This window comes from Ancylothrix sp. D3o, assembly GCF_025370775.1.
GTDB lineage: Bacteria > Cyanobacteriota > Cyanobacteriia > Cyanobacteriales > Oscillatoriaceae > Ancylothrix.
The window spans coordinates 325,870-338,629 of the sequence record NZ_JAMXEX010000004.1 but is presented as its reverse complement, the minus strand read 5'-3'; the positions used below and the strand labels follow the sequence as shown (position 1 = coordinate 338,629).

The following is a 12,760-nucleotide window of genomic DNA, read 5'->3' as shown; positions in this document are numbered from 1 at the left end:
TCCGGGGTTGGGTTTATCGGTATTGTTTAAGAAACCGGGTTTCTGTGCAATCCTGCGAGGCTTGACATCTTCCTGATCCACCTTTAGCGTTTAGCAAGTAGTTGTGCAGGATCGTTACAAAAGCAGGAGCAGTATTCGAGATGTGTGGAATTGTTGGTTATATTGGAACTCGCGCTGCAAGTGAAATTTTACTGGCCGGTTTAGAGAAGTTGGAATACCGGGGTTATGATTCTGCGGGTCTTGCGACGGTGTGGGAAGGCGAGATTCATTGTATCCGGGCTAAGGGGAAGTTACATAATTTGCGTGAAAAAGTGGCAGGGATGGAAACACCGGCCCAAATTGGTATCGGTCATACGCGCTGGGCTACTCACGGCAAACCAGAGGAGTATAATGCTCATCCGCATACGGATAGTAATAAGCGGGTAGCGGTGGTGCAAAATGGAATTATTGAAAATTATCGTGAGTTGCGCCAAGAGTTGAAGGCGAAGGGGCATATTTTTCGCTCGGATACGGATACTGAGGTTATCCCTAATTTGATTGCTGAGTTTATGGCGAGTGAGTCTTGTTCGTTGGTTGAGGCTGTTCGCTTGGCGGTGAATGAATTGGAGGGTGGGTTTGCCATAGCGGTTTTGTGTGCAGATTACCCCGATGAGATGATTGTGGCAAAACAGCAGGCGCCGATTGTGTTGGGTTTTGGAGAAGGGGAGTTTTTCTGTGCTTCGGATACTCCGGCTTTGGTGCCTCATACTCGTGCGGTTTTGCCTTTGGAAAATGGGGAGTTGGCGCGGTTAACGCCTTTGGGTGTTGAGGTTTATAGTTTTGCTGGGGAACGCTTGAAGAAGTTTCCTCGGACTTTGAATTGGAATCCGGTTTTGGTGGAGAAGCAGGGCTTTAAGCATTTTATGCTTAAGGAGATTTATGAGCAGCCTGGTGTGGTGCGGGCGAATTTGGAGGCTTATTTTAATGATGGTTGGCTTCCTGGGAGTGAGGGGTTGCCGGTTAAGTTGGGTTTGCCGGATCATTTGTTGGAGGGGTTGGAGCACGTCCAGGTTTTGGCTTGTGGGACTTCTTGGCACGCGGGTTTGGTTGGTAAGTATTTGATTGAGCAGTTGGCGGGTATTCCGACGATGGTTCAGTATGCGTCGGAGTTTCGCTATGCACCGGCCCCTCTGACACCGAATACTCTCACAATTGGTATTAGTCAGTCTGGGGAGACGGCGGATACTTTGGCGGCGTTGGCTATGGAACAGCAGCGCCGGTTGGGTCAGGATGAGCGGTTTTTGCCTCGTTTACTTGGTATAACAAACCGGCCTGAGTCTTCGATGGGTCACTTAGTGCCGCACATTATTGATACTTGTGCGGGGATTGAGATTGGGGTGGCGGCGACGAAGACTTTTGTGGCGCAGTTGATGGCGTTTTATTGTTTGGCGTTGGATTTGGCGGCGCGGCGTGGCAGTTTGGCGGGGGATAGGATTGTGGAGGTGGTGGAGGGTTTACGGCAGTTGCCGGCTTTGATGGAGCAGGTTTTGGAGAGTCAGGAGCGCTATATTGAGGAGTTGGCGCATGAGTTTGCGGAGACGAAGGATTTTATTTTTGTGGGGAGGGGGATTAATTTTCCGATTGCTTTGGAGGGTGCTCTGAAGTTGAAGGAAATTAGTTATATTCATGCGGAGGGTTATCCGGCGGGCGAGATGAAGCATGGGCCGATTGCTTTGTTGGATGCTAAGGTGCCGGTGGTGGCGATTGCGATGCCGGGGTGTGTGTATGAGAAGGTAATATCGAATGCTCAGGAGGCTAAGGCGCGGGATTCGATTTTGATTGGGGTGACGCCGGTGGGTGATCATGCGGCGGAGATTTTTGATAAGTTGTTGCCGGTGCCGGTGGTGGATGAGATTTTGTCGCCGGTGTTGTCGGTGATTCCGTTGCAGTTGTTGTCTTATCACATTGCGGCGCGGCGTGGTTTGGATGTGGATCAGCCGCGTAATTTGGCTAAGTCTGTGACGGTTGAGTAAGGGTGGGGTGGGATAGAGTCCACCTTTAATTATGGGCGAGAAACCGGTTTTCTGAGTAGATATCTCGTTACGAAAGCAGGGATTTCTAACAAACCCGGTTTCTTTTCTTCAGTTTTGTTATAAGGGTAAAGAGTAATATTTAACGATTTCGCTGCAAGGCAAGCTGCCTTTCTGCTTCTTTGAGGTTATTTTGAGCTTCTAAAAAGTTGGGATCAATTTTAAGGGCTTGTTGGAATTCTGCAATAGCTTCCTCAAATTTTTCTTGTTTAACAAGCACCATTCCCAGATTGTTGTAAGCGAAGGCATTTTGAGAATCAAGGGAAATCGCTTGCCGTATGCTACTAATAGCTTCATCGTGTTTTCCTTGAACACGCAATGCCATTCCTAGATCGATATAAGCACGGACATTTTCAGGATCAAGGGAAATAGCTTGTCGGTGGTTGCTGATCGCTTCATCAAGTTTTCCTTGCTGATATAAAGCCAATCCCAAATGGTTGTAAGTTGGGGCATATTTAGGATCAAGGGAAATAGCTTGTCGGTAGTTGCTGATAGCTTCATCGAGTTTTCCTTGCTGTGATAGTACAATTCCCAAATTGCTGTAAGCTACAGAATTTTTAGGGTATAGTTGAATAGCCTCTCTCAAAATACGTTCAGCCTCAGAAACGTTACCGACATTGTAAGCATCAAAAGCTTGATTGATTAGTTCCTCAATAGTTTGAGCTAGGGCTATTCCTGATGTACCCATAACTGACACACTTAACAGTAAAGCAAAAAATTTACCAAGTCTTTTTGCTTTGCTAGATTTTTGTTTAGAAGGATTGAATAGTTTTTTCATAGAAACGCCAAAAACATTTTAAGGATTACACCGGCCTAAAATCTAACCCTAAACGCTTCATTTTAATTTGTTAATGATAATGTAAATTGTAGCAAAGCTTTTTCTAAAGTATCAACTCAGTCACCGGCTCACCTTGGACAAAAAAAGGCCGGCATCCCTTCCCCATCATTCCTCAGCTAGACTAAACTTAAAAAAGCTATCATCAAAAAAAACAGCCCCATACCCCTGAAACGATGACGCTAACAACCCAACGGCTTTACTCTTTTGAAGAGTATCTCAAATATGACGATGACACAGACAAACGCTATGAATTAGTCGATGGGAGGCTGGAACTAATAAATCCTCCTACCTTTAGACATCTCTTAATTGCGGAATTTATTAATAATACATTCGATGCAGAAATCAACCGGCTTAATTTACCCTGGTTGTGTTTTCAAAAAGCCGGTGTCAGAACCGGCCCGCGTAAATCTCGCCTCACTGATATCTACATCCTCAGAAAAGATCAAATCCTCGATTTTTTAGATAGTTCTGCTATTACTGAAACTTCGCCTATTTTAACAGTAGAAGTCGTAAGCCCAGACTCGATTAAGCGCGACTATCGATATAAACGTTCCGAATATGCAGCCTTAGAAGTTTCTGAATATTGGATAGTCGATACCCTTGAGCAAAAATTGACAGTTTTACTGCTAGAAGAAGGCTTATATGAAGAAACAATTTTTACCGCACCTCAAACCATTATATCTCGAACTTTCCCCGAATTATGCCTAACTGTTGAAAAAGTTTTAGCCGCCGGAAATATCAGTTAGAAACCGGGGTAGTCCTGCATAGTCATGAAAATTAATGGTTTCACTCTATTGATAAACGGGCGTTATAGTCATGAATAAAATACCAGATTGCGACCATATGATTGGAGAGCTTTTTAGAAAACGAAAGAGTTTTTCTGACTAACCTAGATATTCTTTGTCTCATCGTATTGTTAAATCTTTCTATATAGGAAGTTTTTCCAGTTTCTTTGCCTACTGATTGGTGTCTCTTTTTCGGAAATACTCTCTGATAAGCACTCCAAAAGTCTGTGAAAGAACAAGCACATTGACGATAAACTGCTGGTAGAGAATCCCACAATCCGTGAGCACCAGTTTCATCTCTTTTCCCAATATATACTCCCACAATTTCTTTAGTAACTACATCAATGGCTAACCAAATCCACTGCTTGTTCCCCTTAAACCCTACGAATGACCACATTTCATCACATTGAATTGTTAGCTTCCCCTTTTTTTTTGACTTGACTTGCACTTCTCTCTTGACTGCTTCTAATTTTCGATTGACATAGTATTGTAGCCACCTTTCAGAAACTCCTGTACTTCTAGCAATTCCCGCCAAAGATATCTTTTCGCGCCAAGAGTCTATCTATCAATTCTCTTGTTTCTTGAGAAATCGGTTGATGTCGGGGAGCCATAACAAATTGTCTTTGACAATCTCGACATTTTAAATTTTGTTTGCCACTGTGAGTGTGGCCATTTTTTACAATGGATTGAGAGCCGCACTTGGGACACTGCATAAGCTAAAAATTAAGGGGTATTGAACCATTAAAATTATAATCTACTTTTCATGACTATGCAGGACTACCGAAACCGGAAAGAGCCGACCCCTACCACAAAAACAAAGCTGGTTCAACAGCTAAATATTTGCCCAAAATAGAAACCGGCAACAGTTCCCCACAGCCCAAAACATCAATCGAAACCCCATCTCGAACAATAATTTTAAACAATTCTATCTCATTTTTAATTAAAGTTGCCTCTAACTCAATTAGTTGCCCTTCTTCCCTTAAAAAACACAACATTTCAGAAAATGACAAATTAAAACTACCTTCCTCATTTCCCCGCAGAGTTAAAGCATCACCATAGAGGCCGGTGGCATCAATATAGCTAATAACCAAAGAGCTATTTTTACCATAAATTTTTGCTAAATATTCAACAACATTGGCAACTTTTATCTCTAGCTTCTCCTCCTCTTCACAGCAGAGAGTAACCGCCCATTTTTTCTCATTTTTGCTGATATTTTCCGTCAAGACAAATTCTTCTGATTTCATAAAGACTCCGGGGTTCTACTCCTACTAAAAGTACCACCTGTAGCATTAGGTATCCAGCGGTGTTGATGCGGTGGTGGTTGGTCATCAGGACGAGGATTACCATTCGGATAAGTAGGACTGGTAAAATCAATATCTCTCACCGGCCTCCCAAAATCATCAAATTCTCGCGCTTGGTAAATTTTGTTGTTATATGTATCCCATCTTAACTGACAGTGTGAGGCAATAGCATTAGGATCGCGTTTTGGCTCTCCAAGCCTTGGAGGACGTTGATTTTTCAAGACCAGTGTACCGTCAGCATACCTTGAATGAATAGACAATCTCGCTTAATCCCTTTAAATTGAGTTCAGTGCGATTATAAAACCTGGTAACACCGGCCCCACAAAAACAAAGGCCGAGTTAAAAAACCCGACCTTGTAAACCTTATCTTTGTCCAGCAACCTGTTGAGAATTCAACCAATCTGGTAAACTTTCCCACAAAGGTTTTTCCACTCCATCGCGGCGGGTATTTGTTGCACAGTGCGTATTTCCCCGCAATTCTTGATAATATCTATCATCCAAAAAATACACCGTTAAATTTGATTCTGATACTCGACGGCGCAATTCTTCCTGCGTATAATCTTTGCCATGAATAATAGCCCCACGCGGGTTAGAAACCATAAGCCGGCCATTAACAACCACCGAGTTTACCATATTCGGCCACAAAGAAGAACCACCAAAATTAAACATCGCTGGGATGCGAATAATCTGGTCATCGGTGAGATTAAATTCCCGTTTTACTTTTGCTTGAATTGCATTAATATGTTTGGTCTGCAATCTCAAATTATACTCAATCAGGTTTTTGTTGTTGAGGGCTGCTTTGACTGTTGTTTGGCTACTTAAACCCCGATTTATTAACTCCTTTCCATAACCTTTTTTATCAAGTTCCTTTAAAAGATTGATGCCTTCTTCTGGGCTGACAATCATCATTAAAGGTTTGCCGGAAGGTGTGGGAATAAAACTAATAATTTCATCCACATGACGAATTGCCAACCAAGAGGTATCTAAATCAATAGGTGGGCCTTGAACTTCTTGGGCTTTGAGAAAATCTACGACTTCAGGATGAAAGGCAAAAGTGCCCGCATTTCCGTAATATATTCGCCCTAAAGGATACCCCGGAATAGGGGGAGTAACTTCTAAATTTCCGAACCAATCTGTCCACTGATTGAGGGCATCTAAACGGCGGGGTTTTCCTACTTGAAACCAGCCAAAATCTTTACTTAAAAGCGAACGCGGATAAAAATCAGAAGCTTGGGGGCGGAGTCCATTTAAGACTACGTTAAATTCGCGTAATTTTGAGTCTTGGGGAAACTGCACATAGCCGATTTCCATTGTGTCTTGTTTCCAGGTTGTACCACCAGGAATGACGTTAACTTTGGCGCCGGTGGGAGTAATACCGGCCCTAAGTTGGGAAACAAATTGCCGGTTTGCCATCCCCACATCACTAACATAAAGTTCTTTAACTTTTGCGGTATTGGGTACCATCAACCAAGGAGAAACTCGCATTTCTACGCTATCGGTGACAATGGTTTTATCTCTTTCTTTTGCTTTCGCTTGCAGGGTAACTAAACCGTTCCAGTTACGGTTAGCAAATTGTTTCGCTTCTACGCCTAAAATGAGTTCTTTGGTGTAGGGAAGTGGTTGGGAACCATCAAGGGAAACGGGAACCCAGCCGCGTGTAGTTTTTTGAAAAACATTAATATAAGGGCGGGATTTTGGATCGGCAGTGAGGGTGACTATATTTTTTTGAAATTGGGGGTTGAGTTGGAGGGTAATTTTGGCTAAATCTTCTTCATCTTTGGGGCCGTTTACTATTCTATCTTGCCAATCTGGTCGGCCTTTGTTGTCATCATCATCCATGTTAAAAAGGATAAAGGGGCCGGTTTGCCATGTCCAGGTTTTTGTGTCTGTAAAGTCGTTTTCATCCACTTTGCCATCGCGGTTGCTGTCGCCAACAAGGGCAAAGTTTTTGCGTTGGAGACGTTTTTTCTCTTGTTCAGGGGTTCGATAGGGTTGGAGGGCAGTTTTTGTCGGTGGGGTAGCGGTGTATTTGGCAAAGTCTGTGGGGGTGATGCAGCGGTTTTGTGGGGTGCCGGTTTTGGGGGTGAGAGTGACGCAGCTGGTGGGGGGGGTGACGGAGAGGGGGGTGTCGGAAAATTCCATGCCGGCAAGGGTGCCGAAAGCGGTGGTGAGGGCGATGAGAAACCCGCGCAGGTTTTGCCGTAGGTTGCGGGTTGGGTAAAGTTTGGGGAGTTGGGGGGTGTCGGTTTTTGGGATGGGCGTTAGGGTGCCGGTGGGGGGTAGGATAGCTTGGGGCCATTGCCGGTGCATAGATTGTCCTCACACACAAATTCTCAAGTGACTGATTTTAGTCAATCCTTGGTTAGTGTAGGGGAATTTTGGCCGGTTGTGCTGGGGTTTGGGGCTAGAAAGTTTTTGAAACACCGGCCTATCTTGATGTTTACCCTCAGCCCGGTGGACGCTTTACTGCAAAAGTCTGTGTCGGAGGTACAAGTTGACCGCTATATTTGCTAAGGGGCTATTAAATTGAAATCATTTAAGGTACAAATATGGCATCGATCCGTGAGTTACATAAACAATTAATCCGCAAAGACCGCTCGGCTGTCGAAATTACGAAAGAAGCGCTCGAACGTATTGAAAAATTAGAGCCGAAACTCCGCAGTTTTTTGTGTGTGACGGCTGATTTGGCTCTTGAGCAAGCCCGTCAGGTGGATGCTAAAATTGCTGCGGGCGAGCAAATTGGTCTGCTGGCCGGCATCCCTATTGCAATTAAAGACAATATGTGCACTAAGGGAATCCCCACAACTTGCGGTTCCCGTATTCTGCAAAACTTTATCCCGCCCTACGAGTCTACCGTTTCCCAAAAGCTGATTGATGCCGGTGCGGTGGTTCTCGGCAAAACGAATATGGATGAGTTTGCGATGGGTAGTTCTACCGAAACTTCTGCCTATCAACTCACGGCTAACCCTTGGGACTTGGAACGGGTGCCTGGGGGGTCTTCGGGCGGTTCTGCGGCGGCGGTGGCGGCGAATGAGTGTGTGGTTGCCACCGGCAGCGATACGGGGGGCTCTATCCGTCAACCGGCCTCTTTTTGCGGTGTGGTGGGAATGAAACCAACTTACGGTTTAGTTTCTCGTTATGGTTTGGTTGCTTATGCTTCTTCTTTGGATCAAATTGGGCCCTTTGGCCGGTCGGTGGAAGATACGGCAATTATGTTAAGTGCAATGGCCGGTTATGATCCCAAAGATTCGACAAGTTTAAAAGTTAAAATCCCTGATTATGCCAAAGCTTTGCAACCAAATTTACGGCCAAAAGGTCAGCGCAGAATAGGAGTTATTCAAGAAACTTTTGGGGCCGGTATTGATCCGGCAGTGGAAAAAGCGGTTACAAAAGCTATTGAAAAATTACAAGAATTAGGTGCAGAAATTCAGGTAGTTTCTTGCCCGCGTTTCCGTTACGGTTTGCCTACTTATTATATTATTGCTCCTTCGGAAGCTTCGGCAAATTTGGCTCGTTATGATGGGGTGAAATATGGGATGCGCTCACCCGATGCCGAGAATTTAATTGAGATGTATGCTAAGACTCGTGCTGAGGGTTTTGGGGCTGAAGTAAAACGGCGGATTATGATTGGAACTTATACGCTTTCTGCCGGCTATTATGATGCCTATTATTTGAAGGCCCAAAAGGTTCGGACTCTGATTAAACAGGATTTTGATAAGGCTTTTGCTCAGGTGGATGTGTTGGTGTGTCCGACTGCTCCAACGACGGCTTTTAAGGCTGGAGAAAAAACTGATGATCCGCTGAGTATGTATTTGTCGGATTTGATGACGATTCCTGTTAATTTGGCTGGGTTGCCTTCTTTGAGTGTTCCTTGTGGTTTTGATGACAATGGGTTGCCAATTGGTTTACAAATGATTGGTAATGTGCTGCAAGAACACTTGCTTTTTGAGGTGGCTTATGCTTATGAACAGAGCACGGATTGGCATTTCCGTAAGCCGGTTTTGATGTAATTTTCTGTTGGGGTTGATGCAGTATATTTAAAGCAGGTGGGCCAGTGGGGCAGGCGTCCCGCCTGCCTCGCCATCGCGCTATTTAACCACTTTATTTAAAGCCGGTGGGCTATGCTGAAATATGTTGTTTTGTTTTTAGTGGCTGTTTATGGTTCGGCGTGTTTGTATTTGTGGGCGCGCCAACCAAACTTGATTTTTTTTCCTTCAGCGGTGATAGAAAAGACTCCTGCTTCTGTGGGGGTGGTTTATGAGGATGTTTGGCTTGAGGTTGCAAAGGGGGAACGTTTGCATGGTTGGTGGTTGCCGGCTCGTTCTCCTAATTCTGATGTGTTGTTATATTTGCATGGGAATGGGGTTAATATTGGGGGAAATGTAAATCATGCTTATCGTTTTTATCAGTTGGGATTTAATGTTTTGTTAATTGATTATCGAGGATATGGCCTCAGTGAAGGGGGTTTTCCTAATGAAAAATCGGTTTATGAGGATGTGGAGGTTGCTTGGAATTATTTGGTGAAAGAAAGAAATTTTGAGGGAAAACAAATTTTTGTTTATGGTCATTCTTTGGGTGGGGCAATTGCTATTGAGTTGGCAAGCCGGCATCCCGAAATTGCTGGGGTGATTATTGAGGGTTCTTTTACTTCAATGCGGGATATGGTGAGCGAAATTTATCCCTCTTTTGTGGTTTTTCCGATTGATTTGGTGCTGCACCAGCGGTTTAATTCGTCAGAAAAGATTGGCAAGTTGAAGATGCCGGTTTTGTTTATTCATGGCACGGCTGATGCGACTGTGCCGGCTTTTATGAGTCAAAAATTGTTTGATTTGGCTAATGAACCGAAGTATTTACATTTTATTGATGGTGCTGATCATAATAATTTGGCGACGGTGGCTGGTAAGCGTTATTTGGACATTGTTGGCGAGTTTATTGATGAGGTTAAAAAACGCCAATCTCAGCAGAAAAGTTCTAGTTTGCCGGCTGAGTCTGGGAACATCCACTAAACGCCTCGACCTCAGCTTGGGTTTAGAAAATGGGGAGTTGTGTTAGAATTAATATCTAAAATCTAAAATCTAAGAAAAGCTTATGTCTTTTGTTAATTTACATACTCATAGTGATTATAGTTTGTTGGATGGGGCTAGTCAGTTACCGCAATTAATTGATAGGGCGGTAGAGTTGGGGATGCCGGCGATTGCTCTGACAGATCACGGGGTTATGTATGGGGCAATTGAGTTGATTAAGGTGTGCCGAAATAAGGGCATTAAGCCGATTATTGGCAATGAAATGTATGTGGAAAATCTAACGCTTAATACTACAAAAAGAGGTAAAAGAGGGCCACATCATCAGGTGGTTTTAGCAAAGAATACGCAGGGTTATAAGCATTTGGTGAAGCTGACGACGAAGGCTCATTTGGAGGGTATGCAAGGAGCGGGAATTTTTCAGCGTCCTTGTATTAAAAAAGAATGGTTTGAAGACTACCATGAGGGGTTAATTGTTACGAGTGGTTGTTTGGCCGGTGTGGTGCCGCGTTTGCTTTTGCGAAACAAAATAGATGAAGCTAAAAAAACGGCGAAGTGGTATAAGGATTTGTTTGGGGATGATTATTATTTAGAAATTCAAGATCATGGGAATTGGGAAGACCGGATCGTGAATGTGGGAATTGTGAAAATCGCCAAGGAATTGGATATTAAGGTTGTGGCGACCAATGATTCTCACTTTACTTATTGTACGGATGTGGAGGCGCATGATGCGTTACTTTGCATTCAAACTCAGCAAATTATTTTTGATGAAAAAAGAATGCGTTATAGCGGTACGGAATATCTGAAATCTGCGGAAGAAATGGCGCAGTTGTTCCGTGATCATTTGCCGGATGATGTTATTAAAGAGGCAATTGAAAATACGCTGGAAGTGGCGGAGAAGGTCACGAAATATGAGCTTTTTAATGAGCCTCGTTTGCCTAATTATCCTATTCCTTCTGGCTATACGGCGGATACTTATGTGGAGGAGGAAACTTGGAAGGGGTTAATGGAACGTTTGAATGCGAAAAATAAAACGGAAATTGACAGTGAGTATAGGGAACGGTTGGAATATGAGCTAAAAATGATTCAAAGAATGGGTTTTTCGACTTATTTTTTGGTGGTTTGGGATTATATTAAGTTTGCCAGAGATAAGGGGATTCCGGTTGGCCCTGGGCGGGGTTCGGCGGCGGGTTCTTTGGTGGCGTATGCGTTGAAAATTACGAATATTGATCCGGTGCATCATGGGTTACTTTTTGAGCGGTTTTTGAACCCAGAGCGTAAGTCTATGCCGGATATTGATACGGATTTTTGTATTGAAAGACGCGATGAGGTTATTGATTATGTTGCCGAGAAATATGGGAAAGATCGTGTGGCGCAAATTATTACTTTTAACCGCATGACTTCTAAGGCGGTTTTAAAGGATGTAGCGCGGGTTTTAGGGATTCCTTATGCGGAGTCGGATAGAATGGCGAAGATGATTCCGGTGGCGCGGGGAAAACCGGAAAAGTTAAAGAATATGATTTCCGATAGTACGCCAGAACCGGAGTTTAAAACGACTTATGAAACGAAGGAATATGAGATTAAAGATGCTAGTGGGAAGACGATTACAACGGTGACGGCAAAACAGTGGCTTGATATGGCACTCCGCATTGAGGGGACGAATAAAACTTATGGGGTTCATGCGGCGGGGGTGGTGATTTCTGCTGATCCGCTGGATGAAATTGTGCCGTTACAAAAGAATAATGAGGGTGCGGTAATTACTCAGTATTTTATGGAGGATTTGGAGTCTCTGGGTTTGCTGAAAATGGATTTTTTGGGTTTGAAGAATTTAACGATGATTCAGAAAACTCTGGAGTTAATTAAGCAAACTCAAAATAAGGATATTGATCCTTATAAATTGCCGGCAGAAGAAAGAAGGTATCAGGAAATTGCGGCGAAGGGAAATACGAGTAAAATTCCAGACGATATTGAGAAAACCTATGCAGCTTTAGCTCAGGGAGAGTTGGAGGGGATTTTTCAATTGGAATCGTCGGGAATGCGTCAGGTGGTGCGCGATTTGAAGCCTTCTTGTATTGAGGATATTTCTTCAATTTTGGCTTTATACCGGCCTGGGCCTTTGGATGCAGGTTTGATTCCTTTGTTTATTAATCGTAAGCATGGTAGAGAGGAAATTAGATATGATCATCAGCTTTTAGAGCCGATTTTGCAAGAGACTTATGCTGTTCTTGTTTATCAAGAGCAAATTATGAAATTAGCTCAAGATTTGGCGGGATATACGTTAGGTCAAGCTGATTTACTTAGACGAGCAATGGGGAAAAAGAAGGCTGATGAAATGAAGAAACAGCGAGAGTTTTTTATTGATGGCGCTACTAAAAATGGGGTACATCAAAAAATTGCTGAAGATTTGTTTGATCAAATGGTGAAATTCGCCGAGTATTGTTTAACCTATGATACGGAAATTTTGACTGTGGAATATGGCGCTATGCCTATCGGAAAAATCGTTGAGGAAAAGATAGAATGTACGGTTTATAGTGTTGATAGTAATGGCTATGTCTATTCACAACCTATTGCACAATGGCACAAGCGAGGAGAGCAAGAAGTGTTTGAGTATTGTTTGGAAGATGGCTCTATTATTCGCGCTACAAAAGACCATAAGTTTATGACCACTGATGGGGAAATGTTAGCGATTGACAGCATCTTTGAACGGGGGTTAGATTTAAAACAAGTCAATTTATCTTAGGCTGCC

At 43.5% G+C, this 12,760-nt stretch carries 11 protein-coding genes; 6 read left to right on the top strand and 5 right to left on the bottom strand.

The genetic code is table 11. The features are described from left to right. Positions 1 to 140: 140 nt before the first annotated feature. Positions 141 to 2,012 (top strand): glutamine--fructose-6-phosphate transaminase (isomerizing), encoded by a 1,872-nt coding sequence (glmS, locus tag NG798_RS10735; protein WP_261222510.1) that lies wholly within the window; start codon positions 141 to 143, stop codon positions 2,010 to 2,012. 139 nt (positions 2,013 to 2,151) lie between these two features. On the opposite strand, the gene NG798_RS10730 is transcribed toward glmS, so the two are convergent. Then, complete coding sequence (locus NG798_RS10730) at positions 2,152 to 2,847, bottom strand: tetratricopeptide repeat protein (RefSeq protein ID WP_261222509.1); 696 nt, start codon at positions 2,845 to 2,847, stop codon at positions 2,152 to 2,154. A gap of 233 nt (positions 2,848 to 3,080) precedes the next feature. Between NG798_RS10730 and NG798_RS10725 the strand changes: the two genes are divergently transcribed. After that, positions 3,081 to 3,653 (top strand): Uma2 family endonuclease, encoded by a 573-nt coding sequence (locus tag NG798_RS10725; protein WP_261222508.1) that lies wholly within the window; start codon positions 3,081 to 3,083, stop codon positions 3,651 to 3,653. Between the two features lie 40 nt (positions 3,654 to 3,693). Here the strand turns inward: NG798_RS10725 and NG798_RS10720 are convergent. From NG798_RS10720 to NG798_RS10705, 4 genes are all read right to left on the bottom strand, one after another. Next, positions 3,694 to 4,405 (bottom strand): IS1 family transposase gene (locus NG798_RS10720; RefSeq protein ID WP_261222506.1). Its coding sequence is split into 2 segments (ribosomal slippage): positions 3,694 to 4,239 and positions 4,241 to 4,405, totalling 711 coding nucleotides; the frame shifts between segments, so codons are not numbered across the junction. Between the two features lie 90 nt (positions 4,406 to 4,495). Further along, positions 4,496 to 4,936 carry a hypothetical protein gene (locus NG798_RS10715; protein WP_261222505.1) on the bottom strand — a complete coding sequence of 147 codons (441 nt, stop codon included), beginning with the start codon at positions 4,934 to 4,936 and terminating at the stop codon, positions 4,496 to 4,498. Beyond that, a complete protein-coding gene (locus tag NG798_RS10710; protein ID WP_261222504.1) occupies positions 4,933 to 5,214 on the bottom strand; it encodes a hypothetical protein in 282 nt (93 codons plus the stop codon). The genes NG798_RS10715 and NG798_RS10710 overlap by 4 nt, the downstream gene beginning before the upstream one ends. A gap of 142 nt (positions 5,215 to 5,356) precedes the next feature. Beyond that, on the bottom strand, positions 5,357 to 7,303 hold the full coding sequence (locus tag NG798_RS10705; protein WP_261222503.1) for a protein-arginine deiminase domain-containing protein: 1,947 nt from the start codon (positions 7,301 to 7,303) through the stop codon (positions 5,357 to 5,359). Between the two features lie 27 nt (positions 7,304 to 7,330). On the opposite strand from NG798_RS10705, the gene NG798_RS10700 reads away from it, so the two are divergent. The 4 genes from NG798_RS10700 (at position 7,331) to NG798_RS10685 (ending at position 12,754) form a co-directional block, all read left to right on the top strand. After that, positions 7,331 to 7,507, top strand: coding sequence for a hypothetical protein (locus tag NG798_RS10700; protein WP_261222501.1), 177 nt, complete (start codon positions 7,331 to 7,333; stop codon positions 7,505 to 7,507). Between the two features lie 35 nt (positions 7,508 to 7,542). Continuing rightward, entirely contained in the window at positions 7,543 to 9,003 is a 1,461-nt protein-coding gene (gene gatA, locus NG798_RS10695) for an Asp-tRNA(Asn)/Glu-tRNA(Gln) amidotransferase subunit GatA (protein WP_261222500.1), read from the top strand. A gap of 111 nt (positions 9,004 to 9,114) precedes the next feature. Continuing rightward, entirely contained in the window at positions 9,115 to 9,999 is an 885-nt protein-coding gene (locus NG798_RS10690) for an alpha/beta hydrolase (protein WP_261222499.1), read from the top strand. Between the two features lie 82 nt (positions 10,000 to 10,081). Then, entirely contained in the window at positions 10,082 to 12,754 is a 2,673-nt protein-coding gene (locus NG798_RS10685; protein ID WP_261222498.1) for a DNA polymerase III subunit alpha, read from the top strand. The last annotated feature ends 6 nt before the right edge of the window (positions 12,755 to 12,760 follow it).